Below are 24,497 nucleotides of genomic sequence, written 5' to 3' on the forward strand. Positions count from 1 at the left end.
GCGCTGCCGCCGGCAGGCCGGAAGGCTTCGGCCCGTCCACGACGGCGGGCCGGCCCCGGGTCTGCCCGCGGCCGGTTCCCCGGAACCGGCAGAAAAATACCGCCGTTCCCCACAGCAGCGTGAGCGCGGACATCGGCACGTTGTCCACCGCCCCGGCGCTGCCCGGATACAGCAGCCAGCCGGCCGCGAGCACGGCCGAGCTGATGCAGCAGACCGTCCCCTGCAGCGGCCGTCCCGGCGGCCAGAACGCCATGACCAGGATGATCAGGGCCATGAAGATCCCGAGCGCGGCCTGCAGCGGCCAGTGTGCCAGGCCCCAGGAGTGGTCATCCTCCACCCCCGCGGTCAGCGACCGGTCGACGGCCGCGGCCGCGTAGGCCCACCACGCGGGCGTGCCGACCAGGGCCAGCAGGAACAGCGGCCCGTCCGGCTCCAGTTTCCGGCGCGCCGGCACCCGCTGCTCCCGGCCGATCACGAACGTCGCCGCCGTCATCGGCACCAGGATCAGGGCAACGACCAGCGGATCCGCGCTGGCTGCGAAGGCCGCTGCCAGCAGCAGCGCCGCGGCAACCGTCCACAGCTGCACAACGGCGGGCCAGGGATCGAGCGGCCGGGCCGCGATGGACAAAAACCCGCCGCTGACCACGAACGTAAACAGGACGCCCCAGCTGACCTGCAGGCCCGCGACGGCGGACATCTCCCCGCGGCCGCCCAGCAGGGCCAGCAGGTCGGCCACACCGTAGAAGCCGACCGCCCAGAACAGCACCGCGAAACCGGCCCAGAGCGACCGGGGCGTTCCCGTCCCGGTCTGCGCTCGCGCGAACATACTCCAGCATAGGCCGCCGCCGGCCCTGCCCGCCGCCCGGCTCAGGCCTCGACGCGCTCCGGCAAGGCCTTGCCCGGGTTCAGCAGGCCCTTCGGGTCGAAGAGCTTCTTGATCGCGCGCTGCAGTTCCAGCACTTCCTCGCGCTGCTCGCGCGGCAGCCAGCGCACCTTGTACTGGCCGATCCCGTGCTCGCCCGTAATGGTCCCGCCCAGGGCCAGGCCGACGTCGATCGATTCGTCCAAGGCCGCATTCAGCGCCGGCACCTTCCGCGCCTGGCCCGGGCCCACCCAGAAGGTCGGGTGCAGGTTGCCGTCCCCGGCATGGGCCACCACCTTCAGCCCGGCGCCGTGGTCCGCGGCGATGCGCTGCAGCTCGGCGATGTAGTGGACCAGCTGGGAGCGCGGAACCGCCACGTCCTCGCCCACCCGGAAATCGTCGTCGACCTCGGCGCCGCGGCTGTGCCGGCGCAGTTCCACCAGGCGCACGGCTTCCGCATAGTCTTCGGTGCGGATGTCCGCGCCGAGGGCGGTCAGCTCGCGGCGGATGATGTCCGCCTCGGTTTGGGCCGCGAACCCGTCCGTCTGGATCAGCAGCAGGGCCCCGCCCCGGCTGCGCAGCTCCGAGCCCTGCTCCCGGTCCAGCTGGCGGAGCGTATTGCCGTCGAGCAGCTCCATGATCGCCGGCTGGACGCGGGCCTTGCCCACGGCAAGCACGCCGGCCGCCGCCGTTGTAAATTCCGGGAAGAAGGCCGCGATGGTCTCCACCTCGGCAGGCAGGTAGCGCAGCCGCACCGTGGCTCCGACCACGATGCCCAGCGTTCCCTCGGAGCCGACGAACAGGCCGGTCAGGTCGTAGCCGGCCACCCCCTTGAAGGTGCGGTGCCCGGTATGGATCAGCGTCCCGTCCGCCAGGACGACGTCCAGGGCCAGGACGGACTCGCGCGTCACGCCGTACTTGGCACAGCGCAGCCCGCCGGCGTTGGTGGCAATGTTGCCGCCGATGGTGGAGCTGCGGTAGCTGGCCGGATCCGGCGCGTACATCAGCCCGTGCTCCGCGACGGCGGCGTTCAGGTCCGCGTTGACGACGCCGGCCTCCACCCGGGCAATCTCGTCCTCGGAGTGGATCTCCAGGATGCTGTTCATCCGCTCCAGGCTCAGGACCAGGCAGCCCTCGGTGGCATGCGCTCCGCCGGAGACGCCGGTGCCGGCGCCGCGGGCCACCACGGGCGTCCCGTACTCGGTGGCCAGCCGCATCACCGTCTGCACGTCCTCGACCCGCTCGGCAAAGACGACGGCGGCGGGCAGGAAATGCTCCAGCACCGGGCCCTGGTCCGTCGCATAGGCAGCCAGTTCCGCCTCGCCGGTGCCCACCTGCCCTGCGGGGAAAGCAGCTGCCAGCGCCTCGAGAATCGTCATGCTGCCGCAGCCTTCAGGGGTAGTTCCATAATGATCTCCTGCCGCGTGGCATCGAGCAGGTAGGGTTCGCGCTCGCCCCGGTCCATGAAACCATGGCGGCGGTAAAAAGCAAGGGCCCGCAGGTTGTCTTCATGCACGCCCAGTTTCAGGGCGTGCACTTCCGGCTGTCCGTGCACCCAGTCGAGGATCTCGGCCAGCAGCCTGGGCGCCAGGCCCGTTCCCCGGTGCCCGGGGGCCACCCAGACGGCGGCCAGCCAGGCGGTACCGTCCTCCTCGATATAGCACGACATCGTGCCGACCGCCTGCTCCCGCTCCGCGGCGGAGTCCAGCGCCAGCACGCTCACGCTGGTCTTGCCCGCGGACAGGACGGCGCGTTCCTGCCATTGCGTGTCCGTCGTCTGCTCGGCCTGGGCCAGCGACTCGGTGAAGCCCAGCGGAAAGTCCTCGAGCATGCGCAGCCGCAGGTCCTTCCAGACCGCCCAGTCCTCCGGCACCATCCGGCGCAGCCGGATCACGCAGCCGCACCCATGAAACGCGCATAGCCGTCCAGCACCGCCTGCCAGCCTGCGGCGGACTCGGCGCGCCGGCCCTGCCCGTCCGGCCCCTGCTCCCGGCCTGTATGGGTCAGCCGTACCAGCGTGGCATCCGCTCCGGAGGCGATGAACTCGATCTCGATCCCGCCGGCAGCGGCGCTCCGGCCCGGATGCCAGCTCATGCGCAGGCGGCGGGCGGGCTGCCAGTCCAGGATCTCGCCCCAGACAACGATTTCGTCGGCAGGAGAGGTTTCGGTGAGGACCGGGTACTCGAATTCCACGTGGCTGCCTTCGCCGAACACGCTGTCGGATTCCACCGGCCACCACAGGTGGATCAGGTCGGTGAATCCTTCGAACGCTTCCTTCGGGCCGTGCGGCACCGTGACTTCGCAGTGCAGGTCCGGCAGCGGTTCAGGCCGGTCCGGCCTGTCCGGGGCATGGGAGAACAAGGAGGAGCTCATGCATCCCAGCGTAACCGCCACGGGCCCCGTCCCGGGACATAACCGGCCCCTGTCCGGGCCGGGCATGTCCCGGGGCAGCGCACTCCCGGCCCGGGGTTAAACGGGTCCGGCCCCGCGCGGTGGCGGGGCCGGTGGTGTGTGTGCGGCGGTGTCCTGCTCTCCCACACCCTCCCGGGTGCAGTACCCTCGGCGCTGCGGGTCTTAGCTTCCGGGTTCGGGATGGGTCCGGGCGTTTCCCCCGCGCTGTGGCCGCCGCAACCCTGGTGCGCGCCCGGGGGGGGCGGCGGGTGTGCGGGGCAGCCGTGCGGCTGCGTGCTGTATGCAATTGTGGAACGGTTCCGGGTTGTTGTCCGGGAACCGCACAGTGGACGCGTGCGTGTGGTGAGGTTGTCGGCCTATTAGTACCGGTCGGCTGCGCAGGTCGTTGGTTCCTGCTTCCACGTCCGGCCTATCAACCCAGTGGTCTGGCTGGGGGCCTTCCCCCTTGCGGGGTGGAAATCTCATCTTGAAGCCGGCTTCCCGCTTAGATGCTTTCAGCGGTTATCCATTCCGAACGTAGCCAACCAGCCGTGCACCTGGCGGTACAACTGGCACACCAGAGGTTCGTCCGTCCCGGTCCTCTCGTACTAAGGACAGACCTTCTCAGATTTCCTGCGCGCGCAGCGGATAGGGACCGAACTGTCTCACGACGTTCTAAACCCAGCTCGCGTACCGCTTTAATGGGCGAACAGCCCAACCCTTGGGACCTACTCCAGCCCCAGGATGCGACGAGCCGACATCGAGGTGCCAAACCATGCCGTCGATATGGACTCTTGGGCAAGATCAGCCTGTTATCCCCGAGGTACCTTTTATCCGTTGAGCGACGGCCCTTCCACGAGGTGCCGCCGGATCACTAGTCCCGACTTTCGTCCCTGCTCGAGGTGTCCCTCTCACAGTCAAGCCCCCTTGTGCACTTGCACTCGCCACCTGATTGCCGACCAGGCTGAGGGGACCTTTGGGCGCCTCCGTTACTCTTTGGGAGGCAACCGCCCCAGTTAAACTACCCGTCAGGCACTGTCCCCGGCCCGGATGACGGGCCGGGGTTAGGCGTCCGGAGCGGCCAGAGTGGTATTTCAACGGCGACTCCGCCGGCACTGGCGTGCCGGCCTCGCAGTCTCCCACCTATCCTACACAAGCCGCACCGAACACCAATACCAAACTGCAGTAAAGGTCTCGGGGTCTTTCCGTCCTGCTGCGCGTAACGAGCATCTTTACTCGTAGTGCAATTTCGCCGAGTTTATGGTTGAGACAGCGGGGAAGTCGTTACTCCATTCGTGCAGGTCGGAACTTACCCGACAAGGAATTTCGCTACCTTAGGATGGTTATAGTTACCACCGCCGTTTACTGGGGCTTGAATTCCCGGCTTCGCCTTGCGGCTGACCGGTCCTCTTAACCTTCCAGCACCGGGCAGGAGTCAGTCCGTATACCTCGTCTTGCGACTTCGCACGGACCTGTGTTTTTAGTAAACAGTCGCTTCCCCCTGGTCTCTGCGGCCCTTGCCCGCTCCGGGGAGCAAAGTCCCCTTCACGGTCCGGGCCCCCCTTCTCCCGAAGTTACGGGGGCATTTTGCCGAGTTCCTTAACCATAATTCTCTCGATCGCCTGGGTATTCTCTACCTGATCACCTGTGTCGGTTTGGGGTACGGGCGGCTGGAACCTCGCGCCGATGCTTTTCTTGGCAGCAGAGGATCACCGGATCCCCCCTGGCGGGGGTCCCGTCGGGTCTGAGGCCTGTGAACGGCGGATTTGCCAACCGTTCGCCCTGCGCCCTTGGACCGGGGCAACCATCGCCCGGCCCGGCTACCTTCCTGCGTCACACCTGTTAATGCGCTGGCCTTGCCGGCTGGCCCGCCGCGCTCCCCGCGGCCGATCCCCGAAGGGAAGGCCCGCGGTTCGGGCGGCCGGCCCCGCCGGGTCGGCAGGGGCGGTTCTTTACCGGTACGGGAATATCAACCCGTTGTCCATCGACTACGCCTGTCGGCCTCGCCTTAGGTCCCGACTTACCCAGGGCAGATTAGCTTGACCCTGGAACCCTTGATCATCCGGCGGACGGGTTTCCCACCCGTCTTTCGCTACTCATGCCTGCATTCTCACTCGTGCCGGCTCCACCGCTGGGTCACCCCGCGGCTTCACGGCCGGCACGACGCTCCCCTACCCATCCAGACGCCTGAACCACGAAGGCTTGGCTGTTGACTGGATGCCGCGACTTCGGCGGTGTGCTTGAGCCCCGCTACATTGTCGGCGCGGAATCACTTGACCAGTGAGCTATTACGCACTCTTTCAAGGGTGGCTGCTTCTAAGCCAACCTCCTGGTTGTCTGGGCAACTCCACATCCTTTCCCACTTAGCACACGCTTGGGGGCCTTAGTCGGCGGTCCGGGCTGTTTCCCTCTCGACCGTGAAGCTTATCCCCCACGGTCTCACTGCCACGCTCTGACTTGCCGGCATTCGGAGTTTGGCTGACGTCAGTAACCTGGTCGGGCCCATCGGCCATCCAGTAGCTCTACCTCCGGCAAGAAACACGCAACGCTGCACCTAAATGCATTTCGGGGAGAACCAGCTATCACGGAGTTTGATTGGCCTTTCACCCCTACCCACAGCTCATCCCCTCCATTTTCAACTGAAGTGGGTTCGGTCCTCCACGACGTCTTACCGTCGCTTCAACCTGGCCATGGGTAGATCACTCCGCTTCGGGTCTAGACCGTGCCACTGCACCGCCCTGTTCGGACTCGCTTTCGCTGCGGCTTCCCCCCACGGGTTAACCTCGCGACACGGCACTAACTCGCAGGCTCATTCTTCAAAAGGCACGCCGTCACAGGAACAAAGCCTGCTCCGACGGATTGTAGGCACACGGTTTCAGGTACTGTTTCACTCCCCTCCCGGGGTACTTTTCACCTTTCCCTCACGGTACTGGTCCGCTATCGGTCATCGGGTAGTATTCAGGCTTGCCAGGTGGTCCTGGCGGATTCGCACGGGATTTCTCGGGCCCCGTGCTACTTGGGATCCCCTCCAAGCGGCGCCATGCATTTCGTCTACGGGACTGACACCCTCTCCGGTCAGGCCTTCAAACCTGTTCGACTATGCACGCGCACCCGCTTCACCAGTCCGGCAGAACTGGTAGGGAAGGTCCCGCTACCCCGGCCATGCAACGCCCGCCGGCTATCACACATGGACCGGTTTGGCCTTCGTCCGCGTTCGCTCGCCACTACTGACGGAATCACTGTTGTCTTCTCTTCCTGCGGGTACTGAGATGTTTCACTTCCCCGCGTTCCCCCCGCGCGCCCTATGTGTTCAGGCGGCGGTCACCGCACATGACATGCGGCGGGGTTTCCCCATTCGGAAATCCTGGGATCAGGGTCCGGTTATCGACTCCCCCAGGCTTATCGCAGATTCCCACGTCCTTCATCGGCTCCCGATGCCAAGGCATCCACCGTGTGCCCTGAAAAACCTGACCACACAGATCAGCAATCCAGAGATCACTTCTTTATAAGATGCTCGCGTCCACTATGCAGTTCTCAAACAACAACCCCGTCACGCCCGGCCCCGCGCCGCAGCGCAGGACCCGGAACGCCCGGGAACCGTGAAACAACCGTCCCGCCCCCGCAGGGGCGGCCCTGTTGCCTCAGGACCCAACAGTGTGCCACGGGCCCGGACCGCACCGGCCCCGCGTTCCAGGAACCAACGGTTCCGTACTGGCAGGACCGGCCCGGAAAAACCGGACCGATTCGTTGATATTCCACCCTGAGCTGCCCGCCGGGACACGCACGGTCCCGCAGCGGGTGCCTGGGCAACCCCGGCACCGGGAAATCCCGGTGCGGCATTGCCGGCCGCTCCTTAGAAAGGAGGTGATCCAGCCGCACCTTCCGGTACGGCTACCTTGTTACGACTTAGTCCCAATCGCCGGTCCCACCTTCGACGGCTCCCTCCCGCAAGGGGTTGGGCCACCGGCTTCGGGTGTTACCGACTTTCGTGACTTGACGGGCGGTGTGTACAAGGCCCGGGAACGTATTCACCGCAGCGTTGCTGATCTGCGATTACTAGCGACTCCGACTTCATGGGGTCGGGTTGCAGACCCCAATCCGAACTGAGACCGGCTTTTTGGGATTGGCTCCACCTCACAGTATCGCAACCCTTTGTACCGGCCATTGTAGCATGCGTGAAGCCCAAGACATAAGGGGCATGATGATTTGACGTCGTCCCCACCTTCCTCCGAGTTGACCCCGGCAGTCTCCCATGAGTCCCCGGCATAACCCGCTGGCAACATGGAACGGGGGTTGCGCTCGTTGCGGGACTTAACCCAACATCTCACGACACGAGCTGACGACAACCATGCACCACCTGTGAACCGGCCCCGAAGGGAAGCCGCATCTCTGCGGCGGTCCGGCCCATGTCAAGCCTTGGTAAGGTTCTTCGCGTTGCATCGAATTAATCCGCATGCTCCGCCGCTTGTGCGGGCCCCCGTCAATTCCTTTGAGTTTTAGCCTTGCGGCCGTACTCCCCAGGCGGGGCACTTAATGCGTTAGCTGCGGCGCGGAGGACGTGGAATGCCCCCCACACCTAGTGCCCAACGTTTACGGCATGGACTACCAGGGTATCTAATCCTGTTCGCTCCCCATGCTTTCGCTCCTCAGCGTCAGTTACAGCCCAGAGACCTGCCTTCGCCATCGGTGTTCCTCCTGATATCTGCGCATTTCACCGCTACACCAGGAATTCCGGTCTCCCCTACTGCACTCCAGTCTGCCCGTACCCACCGCAGACCCGGGGTTGAGCCCCGGGCTTTCACGGCAGACGCGGCAAACCGCCTACGAGCTCTTTACGCCCAATAATTCCGGACAACGCTTGCGCCCTACGTATTACCGCGGCTGCTGGCACGTAGTTAGCCGGCGCTTCTTCCGCAGGTACCGTCACTTCCGCTTCTTCCCTGCCGAAAGAGGTTTACAACCCGAAGGCCGTCATCCCTCACGCGGCGTCGCTGCATCAGGCTTGCGCCCATTGTGCAATATTCCCCACTGCTGCCTCCCGTAGGAGTCTGGGCCGTGTCTCAGTCCCAGTGTGGCCGTCCACCCTCTCAGGCCGGCTACCCGTCGTCGCCTTGGTGGGCCGTTACCCCGCCAACCAGCTGATAGGCCGCGAGTCCATCCCCGACCGGAATCCTTTCCACCCCCCGCCATGCGGCGGAAGGTCGTATCCGGTATTAGACCCGGTTTCCCGGGCTTATCCCGAAGTCGGGGGCAGGTTACCCACGTGTTACTCACCCGTTCGCCACTAATCCCCGGCCCGAAGGCCGGATCATCGTTCGACTTGCATGTGTTAAGCACGCCGCCAGCGTTCGTCCTGAGCCAGGATCAAACTCTCCGCAAAAACCTTCGCGGAACCCGCACGCCCCCGGGGAAAACCGGAGCACGCACGGGCACCATTCAAACCCGGCAAAACACCGCGGCCCGCCCGAAGGCACCGCCGCGGCAGTTCAACCGATCAAAAAAAACCGGTATCAACAAACATGGCACACTATTGAGTTCTCAAACAACAGGAGCATCCGGGTACTTCGCGCATCGAATTCAGCTGAATTCTTTCCGCATTTCCTCGCTGCGATGTTTCCACTTTATCCAATCCTTTTTCCCGCTGTCAAATCCGCATTTCCGCGGAAAATTCCAACCCGAAAAAGGGTTCCCCGAACAATTATTCAGAGCAATCCGCAAAAGCTAAAAAGCATGCACGGAATACCGCGAATATATTGAGGGGTTTTGTCTGCCCGGCCTCCGCAGTTTTCACTGCCGGGCGGCGGCAACCTCAAGAACATTACACGTCCCGTATCCCGCGCGCAAATCGGCCGCTGACCGCTGGCACCCAAGGTGCGCCGGCACCAGCCGGCAGTTGTCACAGCGACAGCGGCTGGCCGGGCCCTGCCGGGCTGCCGGTGCTTCATCCGGTGCCTGCCCCAGCCTGGAGGCTTCCGGCTCCTGGCGCAGCACCGAATCAGCGATCCATGCGGAGGAAATCCGGGAGTGCCGTTATTCCCCGCCGTCGAAGAACATGGCCGCAGTCCTGCCGGCCGGCCGCAGCGCGGTGTTGGCGGCGGCATCGGGCCGGACGGTGTCTTCGTCAGGCACCGGAGCTCGGCGGCGCCCGCCGGTGTTTCTGGGGTAGGTTTTAGGCATACCTTGCCAACTGTTCTGAGGGGACAGCATGCCGCGATGCATTCCGGAGCGGCCCGACTTCGGGCCGGACAGGCACGCCGAAAGGGAGGTCTGGGAAGCGCTGGAGCACCAGCTTCCCTCGGATGCCATCCTCATGCATTCAGCCAACCTGAACGAAAACGGGCGGGAACGGGAAATCGACCTGCTGGTGCTCTGGCCCGGGGTGGGCATCGCTGCCATCGAGGTCAAGGGCGGCCGGGTCAGCTATGAGGCCGGACGCTGGTACCAACAGGGCAACGGGAGCAAATACCCGCTGCAGGATCCGGTAGCCCAGGTCCAGGATGCCCGGCATATGCTCCAGCGCTATCTCGGCGCCCACCTCGGAGTGCGCAACGAGGGCCGTTTCGCCCACCTGCTCGCCTTCCCCTACACGCCGGTCCCGCGGGGCTGGGAAATCCCCGGTTGCAGCCGCTCCATGGTCATCGCCCGGGAAGATCTTGTCCGCGCCGGGGAGGCCGTCCGCGGCGCAATTAACACCTACGGGGACGGCGAAGGCGACACCGGCAAAGACGCCCTGAAACGCATGGCCGCTGAAATCCTGCGTGAGCTGCCTACCACAAGCGGCCTGCAGGCACTGGCCGCGGAACATGAAGCCCGCTCAGACCAGCTCACACGGGACCAGGGCAGGATCTTGGACCTGCTCCGCTACCAGAAGCGCGCCAAAATCATCGGCGGAGCCGGCAGCGGCAAGACTTGGCTGGCTCTGGAACAGACCCGTCGGCTGACCAAAGCAGGCAAGCGCGTGGCGCTGCTGTGCTACGGCCGGGGACTGGCCCGCTATTTCGCGCGCATCACCGGCAGCTGGAAACCCAACGAACGCCCGGCCCACGTGGGAATGTTCCATGATTTGCCGCTGCGCTGGGGCGCCCACCATCCGCTGGATCCGCGGATGCTCACGGACGACTACTACAACCGCCATCTGCCGCGCACGCTGATGAACCGTGCCCGCCGGCAGGACAAGTCCGAACTGTTCGACGCGATCGTGGTGGACGAGGGCCAGGACTTTGAATCCATCTGGTGGGAAGCCATCCGGCTCTGCCTCAAGGACCCGGCCGAGGGCGGGCTGTTCGTCTTTGCCGACGACAGCCAGCGGATCTTTGACCGCAAAGGCAATCCGCCGGTTTCCTCGGATCCGTTCGTACTGGGCGAGAACGTCCGCAATACCAAGCAGATCGCCGCCCTGTGCGGTTCCCTTTCCGAGGAATTGACCACACCCCGCGGGCTTTCCGGAGCCAAGGTGCGTCTGCTCGAGACCGAGGTCCCGGAGGTCATCGGCCGCGCCGACGACACCGTCGCGCACCTGACCGAGGCCGAAGGCTGGGCGCCGGGGCAGGTGGCCCTGCTGACCACCAAGCGCAAGCATCCCGAACAGCAGCAGATCATCGACCTGCGCGGCTGGGACGGCTACTGGGACTCCTTCTTCGACGCAGACACCGTGTTCTACGGTAACGTGCTCGGCTTCAAAGGCCTGGAACGCTCCGTGGTGGTCCTGGCCGTCAACGGATTCGGGGACCCGGCACGCTCGCGCGAGATTCTGTATGCCGGTCTGTCCCGGGCCCGCAGCCTGCTGGTCGTCGTCGGCCCCCGGCAGCTGCTCGAGGAGGTCGGCGGACCCGGAGTCGCCCACCGGCTCGATGACGCCGAGCCCTGGATTCCGCCCCGCGGCTAGAACGGGCAGCGGCCCGAACCTCGCGGGAGTGCTCCAATCCTCAGCGGCCGGTAAACTCCGGCTTTTGCTTGGCCACGAATGCCTTGGTGCCAATCCGGGCATCCTCGGTGCCGGCGGCGCGGCCAAAGGCGGCCCGCTCCACCAGCAGGCCCTCTGCCGTCGGCAGCCCCGCAGCGGCATCCACCGTGCGTTTGGCGTTGGCGACGGCGGCAGGAGACTTGGCCGCGATCTCGCGGCAGGTGGCCGCGGCGGCGTCGAGCATGTCGTCCTTGCTCGCGAACACGGCGTTGACCAGGCCGATCCGGTAGGCCTCCTGCGCCGGCATGTTCCGGCCGGTGTAGATCAGTTCCTTGGCCATGCCCGGGCCCACCCGCTGGGGCAGCCGGACGGTGCCGCCGAAGCCGGGGATGAGCCCCAGACTCACTTCGGGCAGGCCGAACCGGGCGTTCTCCGTGGCATAGATGAAGTCGCAGGCCAGGGCCAGTTCAAGCCCGCCGCCCAAGGCGTAGCCGTTGACGCAGGCGATCACGGGCAGGTCCAGCGTCTCCAGCGTGCGGGTGAAGTCCTGCATCGCCGCGCTGTGTTCTTCCGCCTCCGCCGGGGTCATCTCCGCCAATTCCCGGATGTCCGCACCGGCGGCGAAGGCCTTCTCACCCGAGCCGGTGATCAGGATGCTGCGGACCTCGGCGCCCTCCTCCGAGCGCACGTCCGCCACGAACTGACGCAGGTCCGCGATGACCTGGGTGTTCAAGGCATTCAGGGCGTCCGGCCGGTTGATGACCACCGTGGCCAGCTCGCCCAGGCATTCAAGGGTTAGGGTTTCGTAGCTCTTCTCCACAGCAGTTCCCCCTCCAGGACCGATCGAAATCCCTCCCATCATGCCATGCGGCGCCGGGCTCAGCCCTGCAACAGCGCGACGGCATCCGCCACCTGCTGCCGGCCGCCGGCCACATACCAGTGATAGCCGTTGACGGCAACGACGGCGGTGTCCCCGCCGGCCGCTTCCACCAGGGCTTTGCCGGGCAGCCAGTCCCATTCGGGCAGCCCCTGCTGGAACCAGACCCCGAAGATCCCGGCCGATGTCGCCGCCAGCTCGCAGGAGGCCGAACCCCAGCTGCGGTAAGTGGCCGCCCCTAGTACCGCAGCCAGGTATGGCTGCGCCGCGGCAGCGTCGCGGAAATAGGTGTGATGCAGGTAAACAGAAGCGCAGCTTTGCGCCAGCGGGGCCGAGACCGCCAGACCCGCAGGCACCCGGTTCCGTGTGGTCGGCCGGTCCCTGCCGCCGAGCCAGAGCGCGTCCTCGGCGGGATGGTAAACGGCGCCCAGCCGCACGCCGTCGTCGTCCTTCAGTGCCAGGGCCGAGCACCAGTAGCTGCCGCCGGTAAAAAAGTTGTAGGTGCCGTCCACCGGGTCGATCACCCAGGTCCGGCCCGAACTGCCCTCGTGGCTGGAGCCCTCCTCGCCGAGGATCGAGTCCTCCGGGCGCAGCCGGCGCAGAGTGTCGACCACCAACTGCTCCGCTGCATGGTCGGCGGCGGTAACCACGTCCGAGATGCTGGTCTTTTCCTCGAACGTGGTGACACCGGCGCGCATGCGGGCGGCCAGTGCGCCGGCGGAGCGGACCAGCCAGGCGGCGAGGTCCGTGTCGTCGAGGGCGTCCGGAGCGGTCTGGGGCGAGGCGGGGGCGGTCATGAATCCAGCCTAGCCGCCGAGGCCCCGCCCCGGGCGCGCGAGGGGTGGGAGGCGGATGAACGCCAGCTAGCGGTACTCGGGGTTGGGGTGCTCCGGATTGGACAGATCCCAGTTGGTGGCGACATTGCCATGGGCCGGAATGCCGCCGGCATCCTTGAGCCGGCGCGCGGTGTGGAGCATGTTCCAAGCGGCGAACACGGTGTTGCGGGTGGTCCAGTGGTTGGCTGCGCCGTGGTTGTCGTCCAGGTAGGACGGTCCGGGCCCGGCCTCGCCGGTCCAGTACGCATCGGCCTGGGGCGGAATGGTGAACCCGATGTGGGACAGCGCGTACAGCATCTGCGCGGCGCAGTGCTTGCCGCCGTCCTCGTTCCCGGTGATCAGCACGCCGCCGACCTTGCCGTAGTAGGACCACTGCCCGGCGGCGTTGAGCACACCGGACCAGCCGTAGAGCCGCTCGATCACCAGCCTGGTCATCGAGGCCTGGTCCCCCAGCCAGATCGGGGAGGCCAGCACCACAATGTCGGCGGGCTCCACCAGCATCCGGTAGATGTCCGGGAAGTCGTCCCGCTCCCAGCCGTGCTCCCTCATGTCCGGGTACACACCCGGCGGGATGACATGGTCCACGGTGCGCACCACATCCACCCGTGCCCCGACCCCGGCCAGCACATGGCGGCTGATGTTGATCAGCCCCTCGGTATGGCTGGGCTCGGGGGAACGTTTCAGGGTGCCGTTGAGGAACACCGCCCGCAGGTCGGAGAAGTCGGTGGTGTTGGCGTCAATCTCGGCGTCAATGAATGCCTGCACGGACGCAGGGAGCATGGTGGTGTCCTTTCCCGGCAGGTCCCGGCGGGACAGCCGAGCCGTCAGGTGCAATCCAACTGCCAAGTCCATGGTGCTGCAGCGGGCATGGATGCGGTAGGGGCCGCTGGTCATCCGTACAGAACAACCCCGTCCCGGCCGTGTCCAAGCACATATCGCTCCGGCCGGCCGCCCGCTAGCGTTCAACTAGGTTTGGCCCTTACGGGCGCGGCAATCATCACGAAAGGCAGCACGAATGGACGGTCTCTGCGCCGAAGACTGGAACCTCCTGGCCGGGCGGCAGGTCCAGATCTGGAAAGACGGGCGCATCGTCCGCACCGGACGCGTCAATACCGTCACCAAGGCGGCGAATGCACTGTGGCTGGAAAGCCACGGGGCCCACCTGCGGACCCTGTTCGAAAAGGCTGAAGGCTACACGGCCTGCCCGGTAGCGGAGAACCCGGAGGCCGGCCAGGCAGCGGCGGCCCGGCACCTGGACACAGTCAACTCTTAAGCAGTCCACATCATCCGCCCACACTCGGCCGTGAAACTGGCTGTGTGCCACCCGCATTGCCCCGGCGGGTGGCATCCATTTGAGAGCGGAGGTACCGCAATGAATGCACACGTGAAGCCGCGCTTCCGGCAGTCGGCACAGTTTCCCTGGTTTGTCCTGGCCGCGGCCATCGTCCTGGTGACAGCCGCCGGCGCCACCGGCCTGTGGTTCACGCGGATCGAGCCCATGCTCGTGCGGTTCCTCGGCGCAGGGTAGGGAGCCGGGCGCCCGGTATCGGACGGCCGGCCGCGCAGGTAGTATCGAGTCACCTTGCACCCGGTGCGGCCCCGCCAAGCCGGGTGCCGCAGCTTTAGCTTCGATGTGAAAACGAGGCATTCGATGCAGAATGTCAACGTACCACCCCCGCCGGCGAGGCCGCCGCGCCGGCCCGGACCCCGGCGCGGATTCGCCGCCTGGCCCCTGCGCACCAAGCTGCTGCTGGCAACGCTGGCCCTGCTGGCCGCCATGTCCGGCACGGTGGGCGTGATGGGCTATGGCGCCATGAAGATCTACCTGTCCGGGCAGCTGGACCAGCAGCTTGAGGAGGCCTCCAACCGGGCCGTCCGCTTCGGCCTGCTGTACCGCGGCGCGGACGAGAGCCCCCCGGACCTGCTCGCGGCGCCGGCCCAGGGTGCCGGCACCCTGAATGCCCGGCTGCGGGACGGGGAGGTCGACCGGGCCGGGCTGCTGACCCCCGAGGGCCGGCGGCAGGATCTGCCCCGGCGGGATCAGCGGCTGCTGGAAGGCCTGGCGGTGGGCGGGCCGCCGATCGACCGCACGCTGTCCGTGGGCGTCTACCGTTTGGTTGCCCGCCCGGACCAGGAGGACGAAGACATCATTGTCACGGGCCTGCCGCTGGCCGGGCTGGACAGGACGCTGGCTTCGCTGACGACGACGACGGCGGCCGTGTCCCTGGCCGGGCTGGCTGCCACCGGACTGCTGGGCATGGTCATCATCCGGCGGACGCTGCGCCCGCTGGAGGAACTGTCCGCCGTGGCCACCCAGGTCTCGCGGCTTCCGCTGGCCCAGGGGGACGTCAGCCTGTCCGTCCGCGTCCCGCCGGCGGCCGCACTGCCCGTCTCGGAGGTCGGCCGCCTGGGCCATGCCTTCAACCTCATGCTGGACAATGTCGCCGGCGCCCTCGGCGCACGCCGCCGCATTGAAACCAGGCTCCGCCGCTTCGTTGCCGACGCCAGCCACGAACTGCGCACGCCGCTGGCCACGATCCGCGGCTACGCCGAGCTGATCCGTTTCACGCAGCCGCTCGCTCCGGACGGCCGGCTGTACCTGGAGCGGGTCGAATCCGAATCCCGCCGGATGACGGCGCTGGTCGAGGATCTGCTGCTGCTGGCGCGGCTGGACGAGGGACACCCCCGGCAGGACGAAGACGTGGACCTGACCCAGCTGGTGGTCGAAACCGTCAGCGACGCCCAGGCGGCCGCGCCGGCACACACCTGGCGGGTGGAGCTGCCCGACGAACCGGTGACCGTGCGCGGGGACGAAAGCCAGCTGAGGCGGGTCCTGATCAACCTGCTGGCCAATGCCCACCGGCACACCCGCCCCGGAACCACGGTGTTGACCGCGCTGCGCAGCGAAAACGGCGCTGCCGCCGTCATCAGCGTCACCGACGACGGCCCGGGCATTGCCCCGGAGATGGTGGACCGGATCTTCTCGCGTTTTACCCAGGCGGATCCGGCCCGCTCCGACAGCGGCACCCACGGCCTGGGCCTGTCCATCGCCGAGGCGATTGTGACCGCCCACGGCGGGCGGATCGGGGTGGACAGCAGGCCGGGCAGGACCGAATTTACCGTCCGCCTGCCGGGCGCCGGGTGCGCGCGCCAGATGGCGGCCGTGCCGGATACGCTCTGATCAGTACGGCCGGCCAGGGCCGGCAGCCGGTGTGACGGAAGGAAAACGCATGACCGAACCTCCAGCACATGCCCTCACCGACGGCCTGCCCCGGCTGCGCCATCCGGACGGCACCCCGATCCGCGCGCTGGTGGTGGACGACGAGCCCAAGCTGACGGAACTGGTCGGCCTGGGGCTGCGGCTGGCCGGCTGGGAGGTGGCCACGACGGCGGACGGCACCGCAGCGGTCCAGCGTGCCCGCGAGTTCCGCCCCGACGTTTTGGTCCTCGACATCATGATGCCCGGCGCCGACGGCGTGGAGGTCCTCGGCAGGATCCGGTCGTTCATGCCGGACGTGCCCGCGCTTTTCCTCACGGCCAGGGATGCCGTGGCGGACCGCATCGGCGGCCTGGCCGCCGGGGCGGACGACTATGTCACCAAGCCGTTCAGTTTGGAGGAAGTCCTGCTCCGGCTGCACCGGCTGGTCCAGCGCTCCGGCGCCGCCGCGGCTACCTCCGTGCTGGCGGTGGGGGATCTGGTGCTGAACCCGGACACCCGCGAGGTCACGCGTGGCGGCATGCCGGTCGCGCTCACCGCCACCCAGTTCGAACTGCTCCGGTTTCTAATGGAAAACCCCCGGCGTGTGCTGAGCAAGGCCCGGATCCTGGACCGGGTCTGGGCCTACGATTTCGGCGGCCAGTCCAACATCGTGGAGCTGTACATCTCCTACCTCCGGAAAAAGATCGACGCCGGCCGCGAACCGATGATCCACACGGTCCGCGGTGCCGGCTACATCCTCAAGCCGGCGGAACCGGGCTGACCGCATTGCGGAAATAATCAGCTGGCTTAGGATTTAAGGGCGCACAACATGGTTCCGTTCAACCCCGAGGAGAACAACATGAACAGCGCCCCGAACCACGACGAACTCCCGCTGCCGGACTACGATCATCTGCCGCTGGGCACGCTGCCGTCGAGAATCAGTGGCCTGGACGAGCAGGGCGTGGCCGCGCTGCTGGAATATGAAACTCAGCACGGCAACAGGCTTCCCGTGGTACAGGTCCTCCAGCAGCGGCTGAATGCCCTGCGGGAGGGAGCAACGCCCAGCGGGACGGTGCAGCAGGACACCCCCGAGGTCAGCGTGGGCCAGGCGGGCCCCAAGGTCACGCCGGAGACGTCCGGCCCGCCGATCAATCCGCCATCGCAGGGAGACCCCACCAATCCGTCCCAGCCGCGCTGAGCCGGCCCCTACAGCTCCTCCGGCCTCCGCCCGTAGTAACGGGCCAGCCACCGGCACAGCCCGTCCAGTCCGGGGAAGAGGACACGTTCGGTCACGTTGGCCTGGTCCAGGTGGTCGCGCACGCGCCACTTCAGCTCCGCCGGAATCAGCACCTTCCGGAACAGCTCGGGGTGCCGCTCCAGCCAGCCGCCCAGGCTGGCCTGGGGATCGGTCATCACCGAAAAAACCGCCGCCTGGTTGGCGATGCGGGCATCAAGTGAGGGCGGCTCGAAGAACACCGGGACACTGTTTCCCTCCGGGTCGCGGAAGGTGTCGAAATCCTGCAGGGTGGCGGCAGCCCGGGAAAGCATTTCGACGGTGAAGAGGCCGGAGCCGCTGGCCTCGACCTCCTCCCGGAGCACCCGGGGCAGGAGCTGATGTGCGGCGACGTAGTCCACGCACCAGACGACCCCCGGCTCGTCGTACAGTGCGAGGTCCGCAGTGGCGAAATGCAGCGCCACGTACGGCGAGTGCGTCCAGTCGAGCAGCCGGGTGGGCAAACCGTGATGCTGGGCAACGCTCAACCAGTTCCAGTCCGAATCCCCGGGGGACGCCTCCCGGTGGGCATACTTGCGCAGGTTCCGCAGGATGTGGGGCTCGATTTCCGCACTCGAGGCGCCGCGCAGCCGGTACAGCCCGGTCTCGAGGCCGTGGTTCACCGCTCCGAGGCCGCGGTAGGCCACGGGGAGGCGCACCTCGAAGCGGGAAGGCTGCCAGGTGGACAAGGTGAGTTCCTCGATGAGGGCCAGCAGGTCCCCGCGGCCAGGCCCGTCCTTCGGGTTCACTGCCATTCGGGCCGTCCGCCTCCCTCCATCCGGCTCTCACGCGGCCAGGACCGGGACAGGCGCCCGGGGCCGCCGGTCGCGGCGTTTTCCGGACGCTGCATTCCGCGCCTGGAACCTCCAAACCACCCCGCGGCCGTGAGGCCGCGGGCGCCCCCGGCGGACAAGGTGTCGGACATGGTCCCTTCGCTGGTTGTGTTTGCGCTAGGTGGCGCCGCGTGCCACGGCCCGGTCGACGGCGGCGGCAATGCCGCCGCCGTCGGGCTCCCCGTGTCCGGGCAGCAGCATCCGGGCACCCGTGGCGGCGAGCGCCGACAGTGACGCCAGGGCCGTCCGGGTGTCCGCCGTCGCCGCGGCCGACACGATGTGCGGGCCGGTGAACCCGGTGTATGGATCCAGGGTCACCAGCGCATCGCCGGTGACGATGGTGTCCCGGTCCGGAAAATGCAGGGCGCAGTGCCCGTCGGTGTGGCCGGGGGTATGGATGACAACCGGCTTGCCGGGAAGGTCCGGCGCCGGGCCTTCGTGCAGCACCGCGACGGTCTCCACCCCCTTGACGTTCAGCGCCCCGGCCAGGGCCATGCGGCCCAGCAGGGGGATGCACCGCGGGTAGCGCAGCGGGTAGAACAGCCGGTTCCGTTCGTGCCGGTAGCGGTACGGGTGGGCGGCCAGATAGGCATCACCGGGGTGGACGTAGACCGGCACTCCGTGCTCCCGCTGGAGCCTGGCCGCGAACCCCACGTGGTCGAAGTGGGCGTGGGTGAGCACCAGGGCGGATGCTTCCCCGGGCCGGTGCCCGAGCCGGGCCAGCGCCGCCATCATGGGCTTCCACATGGCGGGCAGCCCGGCATCGACCAGCATGAACCCGCCTTCGTCCTGGACGATGTAGCAGTTCACGTTGGCCTGTTCGAACAGGTGGATGCCCCCGGCGATGTTTTCGTGCAACATTGCCGTTTCCCCTGTCCCGCCGGGCCGCCCTCGGCCTCCGGATTCCCGGCTATTCCTTGTGCAGCTTGTCCTGGACCGCACCCGCCGCCTTTTCCATCATGTTCGGCAGTTCGGTGGTGCCGAAGAAGCGCGAGTCGGGATGGGTCGGCGGCGGCATCGGCGCCGAGGAGGTGGGGCCATCCGCGTAGCTGAACTCGCCCTTGCCGTCCGGGGTGGGGCCGCTGGCCCAGGAGCCTTCGGCGGCCGCCGGACCGTCCGAGAAATTCAGGTACTGGTAGGCGACCTCGCGCTTTTCCTTGTTCAGCGGGAAGTTGCTGGGCACCGGAAGGTCCTCGGCGCCTTCCTCCCGCAGCTCCTGGGCGGCGGCGATCCACTGGTTCTGGTGCATCGTGTCGCGGGCCAGCAGGAAGGACAGCATGTCCCGGACCCCGTGGTCATCGGTCATGTGGTAGAGCCGGGCCACCTGGAGCCTGCCCTGCATCTCGGCGTTGGCATTGGCGGTGAAATCCGCCAGCAGGTTCCCGCTGGCCGTGACGTAGCTGCCCTGCCAGGGGTTGCCGTTGCTGTCCACGGGCCGCACCCCCGCGCCGGCAACGATGGCGGCCTGCACGTCGGTCCCGCCGATCACCGCGGCGACCGTGGGATCGGACTGGACCGCGTCGTCGGTGATGCCCAGCGGCGCCTTTTCCAGCAGCTGGGCCACCATGGTGGCCAGCATCTCGACGTGGCCGAACTCCTCGGCACCGATCCCGAAAAGCATGTCGCGGTACTTGCCCGGCATGTGCGCATTCCATGCCTGGAAGCTGTACTGCATGGCCACGGTGATTTCCCCGTACTGGCCGCCGATCACTTCCTGCAGTTTCCGGGCAAAGACCGCATCGGGCTTGTCGGGGGTTGCTTTGTACTGGAGCTCCTGCTTGTGGAAGAACATGAAGGATTTCCCCTCTGAGCTGACGGTGCCCGGCGTCCTGGGAGCCACCCCCAGCTGTCTGGGCTGGCCAACGACCGGACCGGTCCTTAGACGCTACCGAGTGCGTCCAGAAAAAGAAAGCTTGCTTGGCAATTTTAATAAGTCTGCTTAGCAAAACTGCCCTGTTTTAGCCGTACGGGGGTTCACAAACACCGCTGACTAGGGTTTGATGGCTCCACTGGGTATCGAGCAGCGGGGCCTTGGGTCATCTATTGCATGGGTGGGATCATGGACTACGAGACTGTCAGCTCCTTCGGCTCAGGCCGCAGCCGGCACAAGCCCGGCCGAATCAGGTACCTGGCGGGCTTCGAAAGCACCTACCTGCCCATCCACGGCCAGGATGTCCTTGAGATCTCCGGGGACGGCTCCAGCCTCCCCGCGGTGCTGCAGAGCCTCGGCGACGCAGGACTGAAAATCATCAGGTATCCCCTGCGCTGGCACCGGATCGAGCAGGCACAGGGGCGCTTCGACTGGACCTCCACCGACACGGAACTTGCGCTGCTGCGCGACCTGGGCTTCGATCCGGTGGTCGACCTCGTCCACCACACCAGTTATCCGGGCTGGCTTTCCGACGGCTTCCGGGACCGCCGGTTCGGTCCGGCCTATCTCCGCTACGCCGAGGCGGTGGCGTCACGCTACCCCTGGCTGCGCCACTACACCCTCTTCAACGAACCCTTTGCCACCCTGTTCCTGGCCGGCCACGAGGCCCTTTGGCCGCCGTACGACCACGGCGTGGACGGCTTCGTCCGCCTGCTGCGCAGCGTGCTGCCGTGGCTGAGCCGGGCGGCCGCCGTCTGGGCGGAGCAGCTGCCCGAGGCCCGCCACGTCTGGGTCGATACCTGCGAGCACCACGCCGGCGCCCCAGGCGGTCCGTCCCATTACGCTGCGCTCGCCAATGACCGCCGGCACATTGTCCTGGACCTGGCGGTGCATCATGACGTCGACCCGTCGCGGCCCTTTCTGGCCGAACTCCTCCGCGCCGGCGGCGAGGACCTGCTGGAGCTGCCCCCCCTGCACGTCGACGTGCTGGGCCTGGACTACTATGCCCACTCGGAATGGTGGTACGACCTGTCCGGAGGCCACGCCCCGTCCCCGCGCCCGCTCGGATTCGCCGCCGTCGCCCGGCAATACGGCGACCGGTACGGCCTGCCCATGATGCTGACCGAAACCAACCTGCGCGGCCTGCCGCCGGACCGGGCCTCGTGGCTGCGGCACATGCTCGAACAATACGAGCTGGCGGTCTCGCGCGGCCTCGACCTCCGCGGCTTTTGCTGGTTTCCGGTCCTGGACTCCTGCGACTGGGACTCGCTGCTCGCCCGCCCCGCCGGCCGCAGGGATCCGGTGGGCATCCTCGGCCCGGGCCCGGACGGGCTGCTGGAGCAGAACACCTTTACCGCTGCCTGGGAGGCGGCCCTGGCCGGAGCGCCCGCCGCGGCCTTGCCCGCATACCGCTTCCAGGCCCCCTGCGATGCCCAACTGGCGGGCTTCCTGCCCTTCATGGCGCACTGGCCGTGGGAGGACCCCCCTGCCGCCGAGACCGTCTTTCCCTTAACCGCGTCCCGGAAGGAAAAACTCATGCCCCGCAGCGCAGCCACCGACCTTGTTGTCTTTTCGCACCTCCGCTGGGACTGGGTCTGGCAGCGCCCGCAGCACCTGGTCACGCGTTTTGCGAAGCTGAAGGAGCCGTCCGCCCGGACCTGGTTCGTTGAGGAACCGGTTCCCGCCAGCGTTGCGGAACCGGTGCTGCGGCAGCAGGACTGCGGGCCGGTCACCAGGGTGTGGCTGGAAATCCCCCGGCGGGCAGGGCAGTCGGCGGTATCGGGTTTCGGGGCCCCGGGTTCGGAGGACTACGGCGCCTTGCTGCGCTCGTTCTTCCAAAGCCTCAAGCGCCCGGCCGGCCCCACGGCCTTCCTGTTCACGCCGATGGCGATCGAGGCTGCCATGGACCTTGATCCTGGCCTGCTGTGCTACGACGTGATGGACGACCTCGCCTCCTTCGCGCACGCCCCCGAAGGCCTGCGCCTGCGCCAGCGCAGGCTGCTGGCCGAGGCCGACGTCGTCTTTGCCGGCGGCCGTTCCCTGCACCGGTCCGTGCTCGAACACCGGAAGCAGGGCTGCCATCTTTTCCCCAGCGGCGTCGACGCCGCCCACTACGCCCGCTCCCGGCTGCTGCGGGCGGCCGACCGGCCGCGCACGGCCAGGGTCGCCGGCTATGTGGGGGTCATCGATGAACGCCTTGACCTGGATCTGCTGGCCGGGCTCGCCTCCGCCCTGCCGGACTGGATTGTCCGGATTGTGGGCCCCGTGGCCAAGATCGACCCGGCGGGCCTGCCGCGGGCCGTGAATATCGAGTATCCGGGCATGGCCGCCTACGACGACCTGCCGGCGGTGATGGCCGGTTTCGACGTCGCCCTCATGCCCTTTGCGCTGAACGAGGCGACGCGGTCGATCAGTCCGACGAAGACGCTGGAGTACCTGGCGGCCGGACTCCCGGTGGTTTCCACGCCCGTTCCCGACGTCGTGTCGGACTATACCGGCATCGTCCACCTGGCCCGGGACGCGGCCGGCTTCGCCCGTGCCTGCGTCGAGGCAAAGGGCGATTCCCTGCAGGACCGGGACCGGCGGTCCGCACGGCTGCGGGCCCGCAACGACTGGGACACCATCGCCAGGGCAATGTTTGCCCTCATGCGGCCGGCAGCCGGCGCGGCGGCCAGCGAGCAGGAGGAGACGGCATGAGCGGACACCGGGAGCAGGGCAGCACACTGGCCGAGGACCTGGAGTCCGCCCACGGCCGCGGCGTCGGCGCCGCGATCGCCGGCATGCAGGATCCGGCACTGGGCAGCCTCCGGCTGTCCGGTCCCGAGGTCACGGAACTGGCCGATGCCGCCGTCACCTCCGCCACCCCGTTCCTGCGTGCCCCGCTGCTGGCCAGGCTTTCCCACGTGCTCGTGCTCCATCCGCCTGCCGGGGACGCTGTCGGCCGCTGCACCACCTGCGGCACGCCCGCCCCGTGCCGGACGGCACAGGCGGTCCAGCGATGAGGCGGCGGGCGCCCTACGACCTGATTGTCGTCGGGGCCGGCCTCTTCGGGCTGACCGTTGCGGAGACGGCCGCACGGGAGTGGGGCAGCCGCGTGCTGCTCCTGGACCGCCGAAACCACCTGGGCGGAAATGCCTGGTCCGAGGCCGAACCGCAAACCGGGATAGAGGTCCACCGCTACGGGGCGCATCTGTTCCATACCTCCAACGACCGGGTCTGGCAGTACGTCAACAGGTTCACCGCCTTCACGAACTACCAGCACCGGGTCTTCACCGTCTTCAAGGGCCAGGTCTATCCGATGCCGATCAACCTCGGCACCATCTGCGCCTACTTCGGCCAGTACCTCACTCCCGGCCAGGCCCGGGCCCTGGTGGCGCGCCAGGCGGGAACGGGTGCCGGCCGGGCGGACAACCTGGAGGACAAGGCCATCTCGCTGATCGGCCGGCCCCTGTACGAGGCCTTCGTCCGCGGGTACACAGCCAAACAGTGGCAGACCGACCCCCGGGAGCTGAGCCCGGACATCATCACCCGCCTGCCGGTGCGCTACACCTTCGACAACCGGTACTTCACGGACACCTACGAAGGTCTTCCGGCCGGCGGCTATGCCGCCTGGTTGAACCGGATGGCCGAATCGGAGCTGATCGAGGTGCGGCTGCAAACGGACTTCTTCGACGTGCGCCAGGACCTGCCCGCCGGGCTGCCCATTGTGTACACCGGGCCGCTGGACAGGTACTTCCAGTACGCCGAGGGCCCGCTCGGCTGGCGTACCCTGGATTTCGAACCCGAGGTCCTGCCGTGCGCAGACTTCCAGGGCACCCCCGTCATGAACTATGCCGACGAGGACGTCCCCTGGACCCGGATCCACGAGTTCAGGCACTTCCATCCCGAGCGCGAGTACCCGGCGGACGCCACCGTCATCGTCAGGGAATACTCGCGCACCGCCACGCCTGCGGACGAGCCGTACTATCCGGTCAACACCGCCGCGGACCGGCAGCGGCTGCTCGGCTACCGGAAGCGGGCCGCCGCGGAGCACGACGTCTACTTCGGCGGCCGGCTGGGGACCTACAAGTACCTGGACATGCACATGGCCATCGCGTCCGCATTGTCCATGCTCGACAACGCCCTGGCCCCGCGGCTGGCAGCCTCCTAGGACGGCCGGCAGGAGCACGCGATGAGGACCTTCGGCGCCGAAGAGGAACTGCTGCTGGTCGACCCGGCCACGGGCACGGCGGCGCCTGCGGTCTGCGAGCTGCTCGAGCGTGCCGGCAGGAACCGCCGCCGGCCCGGGGAAACCGGCGTCCGGCTGGTCCACGAGCTCAAGCAGGAGCAGATCGAGGCCGTCACCGGCGTCCACACGACGCTCGCGGGCCTGGCCCGGGAGATCAGGGAGGGCCGGGACCTGGCCGACGGGCTGGCCCGGGACATCGGCCTCCGGGCCGCGGCGCTGGGCACC

The 24,497-nt window shown here is 67.4% G+C and carries 20 protein-coding genes and 3 rRNA genes; 10 read left to right on the forward strand and 13 right to left on the reverse strand.

The genetic code is table 11. The features are described 5' to 3' along the window. The 7 genes from ACFQ36_RS09270 to ACFQ36_RS09300 all read right to left on the reverse strand — a co-directional run. Positions 1–826: hypothetical protein (locus tag ACFQ36_RS09270; RefSeq protein WP_377012869.1), on the reverse strand; the 826-nt coding region annotated here is incomplete at its 3' end. A gap of 41 nt (positions 827–867) precedes the next feature. Next, entirely contained in the window at positions 868–2,241 is a 1,374-nt protein-coding gene (locus ACFQ36_RS09275) for an FAD-binding oxidoreductase (protein ID WP_377012871.1), read from the reverse strand. Further along, positions 2,238–2,756 carry a GNAT family N-acetyltransferase gene (locus ACFQ36_RS09280; protein WP_377012873.1) on the reverse strand — a complete coding sequence of 173 codons (519 nt, stop codon included), beginning with the start codon at positions 2,754–2,756 and terminating at the stop codon, positions 2,238–2,240. Before ACFQ36_RS09280 ends, ACFQ36_RS09275 begins: the two co-directional genes overlap by 4 nt. After that, complete coding sequence (locus tag ACFQ36_RS09285) at positions 2,753–3,235, reverse strand: SRPBCC domain-containing protein (protein WP_377012876.1); 483 nt, start codon at positions 3,233–3,235, stop codon at positions 2,753–2,755. Before ACFQ36_RS09285 ends, ACFQ36_RS09280 begins: the two co-directional genes overlap by 4 nt. 140 nt (positions 3,236–3,375) lie before the next feature. After that, positions 3,376–3,492 (reverse strand): 5S ribosomal RNA (rrf, locus tag ACFQ36_RS09290). Between the two features lie 121 nt (positions 3,493–3,613). Then, positions 3,614–6,726: ribosomal RNA gene (locus tag ACFQ36_RS09295) — 23S ribosomal RNA — on the reverse strand. Positions 6,727–7,110: 384 nt separating this feature from the next. Next, a 16S ribosomal RNA gene (locus ACFQ36_RS09300) occupies positions 7,111–8,633 on the reverse strand. The 16S, 23S and 5S rRNA genes sit together here, the layout of an rRNA operon. 825 nt (positions 8,634–9,458) lie before the next feature. On the opposite strand from ACFQ36_RS09300, the gene ACFQ36_RS09305 reads away from it, so the two are divergent. After that, complete coding sequence (locus ACFQ36_RS09305; protein ID WP_377012878.1) at positions 9,459–11,138, forward strand: NERD domain-containing protein; 1,680 nt, start codon at positions 9,459–9,461, stop codon at positions 11,136–11,138. Between the two features lie 40 nt (positions 11,139–11,178). Here ACFQ36_RS09305 and ACFQ36_RS09310 read toward each other — a convergent pair whose 3' ends face one another. The 3 genes from ACFQ36_RS09310 to ACFQ36_RS09320 all read right to left on the reverse strand — a co-directional run bounded on the left by ACFQ36_RS09310 (position 11,179) and on the right by ACFQ36_RS09320 (position 13,649). Continuing rightward, entirely contained in the window at positions 11,179–11,976 is a 798-nt protein-coding gene (locus ACFQ36_RS09310; protein WP_377012880.1) for an enoyl-CoA hydratase/isomerase family protein, read from the reverse strand. Positions 11,977–12,035: 59 nt separating this feature from the next. Further along, the gene (locus tag ACFQ36_RS09315; RefSeq protein ID WP_377012882.1) at positions 12,036–12,830 is read right to left on the reverse strand and encodes an inositol monophosphatase family protein; all 795 of its coding nucleotides are present in this window, start codon (positions 12,828–12,830) and stop codon (positions 12,036–12,038) included. Between the two features lie 66 nt (positions 12,831–12,896). Then, positions 12,897–13,649 (reverse strand): flavodoxin family protein, encoded by a 753-nt coding sequence (locus ACFQ36_RS09320; protein WP_377012884.1) that lies wholly within the window; start codon positions 13,647–13,649, stop codon positions 12,897–12,899. 235 nt (positions 13,650–13,884) lie between these two features. Here ACFQ36_RS09320 and ACFQ36_RS09325 point away from each other — a divergent pair, with 235 nt between their 5' ends. The 5 genes from ACFQ36_RS09325 to ACFQ36_RS09345 all read left to right on the forward strand — a co-directional run bounded on the left by ACFQ36_RS09325 (position 13,885) and on the right by ACFQ36_RS09345 (position 17,266). Then, entirely contained in the window at positions 13,885–14,142 is a 258-nt protein-coding gene (locus tag ACFQ36_RS09325) for a hypothetical protein (protein WP_377012886.1), read from the forward strand. A gap of 99 nt (positions 14,143–14,241) precedes the next feature. Continuing rightward, positions 14,242–14,397 carry a hypothetical protein gene (locus ACFQ36_RS09330; RefSeq protein ID WP_377012888.1) on the forward strand — a complete coding sequence of 52 codons (156 nt, stop codon included), beginning with the start codon at positions 14,242–14,244 and terminating at the stop codon, positions 14,395–14,397. 123 nt (positions 14,398–14,520) lie between these two features. Further along, the gene (locus tag ACFQ36_RS09335; RefSeq protein ID WP_377012890.1) at positions 14,521–16,050 is read left to right on the forward strand and encodes an ATP-binding protein; all 1,530 of its coding nucleotides are present in this window, start codon (positions 14,521–14,523) and stop codon (positions 16,048–16,050) included. Between the two features lie 49 nt (positions 16,051–16,099). Next, complete coding sequence (locus tag ACFQ36_RS09340) at positions 16,100–16,849, forward strand: response regulator transcription factor (protein WP_377012892.1); 750 nt, start codon at positions 16,100–16,102, stop codon at positions 16,847–16,849. A 48-nt stretch (positions 16,850–16,897) separates the two neighbouring features. Next, on the forward strand, positions 16,898–17,266 hold the full coding sequence (locus tag ACFQ36_RS09345) for a hypothetical protein (RefSeq protein WP_377012894.1): 369 nt from the start codon (positions 16,898–16,900) through the stop codon (positions 17,264–17,266). Between the two features lie 8 nt (positions 17,267–17,274). Here ACFQ36_RS09345 and ACFQ36_RS09350 read toward each other — a convergent pair whose 3' ends face one another. The 3 genes from ACFQ36_RS09350 to ACFQ36_RS09360 all read right to left on the reverse strand — a co-directional run bounded on the left by ACFQ36_RS09350 (position 17,275) and on the right by ACFQ36_RS09360 (position 19,966). Next, entirely contained in the window at positions 17,275–18,096 is an 822-nt protein-coding gene (locus ACFQ36_RS09350; protein ID WP_377012897.1) for an FRG domain-containing protein, read from the reverse strand. A gap of 195 nt (positions 18,097–18,291) precedes the next feature. Further along, positions 18,292–19,035: an MBL fold metallo-hydrolase gene (locus ACFQ36_RS09355; protein WP_377012899.1), complete on the reverse strand. Its 744-nt coding sequence runs from the start codon at positions 19,033–19,035 to the stop codon at positions 18,292–18,294. Between the two features lie 49 nt (positions 19,036–19,084). Beyond that, positions 19,085–19,966, reverse strand: a complete 882-nt coding sequence (locus ACFQ36_RS09360; RefSeq protein WP_377012901.1) for a manganese catalase family protein — start codon at positions 19,964–19,966, stop codon at positions 19,085–19,087. 267 nt (positions 19,967–20,233) lie between these two features. Here ACFQ36_RS09360 and ACFQ36_RS09365 point away from each other — a divergent pair, with 267 nt between their 5' ends. The 4 genes from ACFQ36_RS09365 to ACFQ36_RS09380 form a co-directional block, all read left to right on the forward strand. Next, positions 20,234–22,741 (forward strand): glycosyltransferase, encoded by a 2,508-nt coding sequence (locus ACFQ36_RS09365; protein WP_377012903.1) that lies wholly within the window; start codon positions 20,234–20,236, stop codon positions 22,739–22,741. Continuing rightward, on the forward strand, positions 22,738–23,046 hold the full coding sequence (locus ACFQ36_RS09370; RefSeq protein ID WP_377012905.1) for a hypothetical protein: 309 nt from the start codon (positions 22,738–22,740) through the stop codon (positions 23,044–23,046). The genes ACFQ36_RS09365 and ACFQ36_RS09370 overlap by 4 nt, the downstream gene beginning before the upstream one ends. Continuing rightward, positions 23,043–24,194 carry a UDP-galactopyranose mutase gene (gene glf / locus ACFQ36_RS09375; protein WP_377012908.1) on the forward strand — a complete coding sequence of 384 codons (1,152 nt, stop codon included), beginning with the start codon at positions 23,043–23,045 and terminating at the stop codon, positions 24,192–24,194. The genes ACFQ36_RS09370 and glf overlap by 4 nt, the downstream gene beginning before the upstream one ends. A gap of 21 nt (positions 24,195–24,215) precedes the next feature. Next, the coding region (locus ACFQ36_RS09380) for a glutamate-cysteine ligase family protein (protein WP_377012910.1) at positions 24,216–24,497 on the forward strand (282 nt) is incomplete at its 3' end.

The organism is Arthrobacter sp. GCM10027362 (assembly GCF_042679445.1).
Taxonomy (GTDB): domain Bacteria; phylum Actinomycetota; class Actinomycetes; order Actinomycetales; family Micrococcaceae; genus Crystallibacter.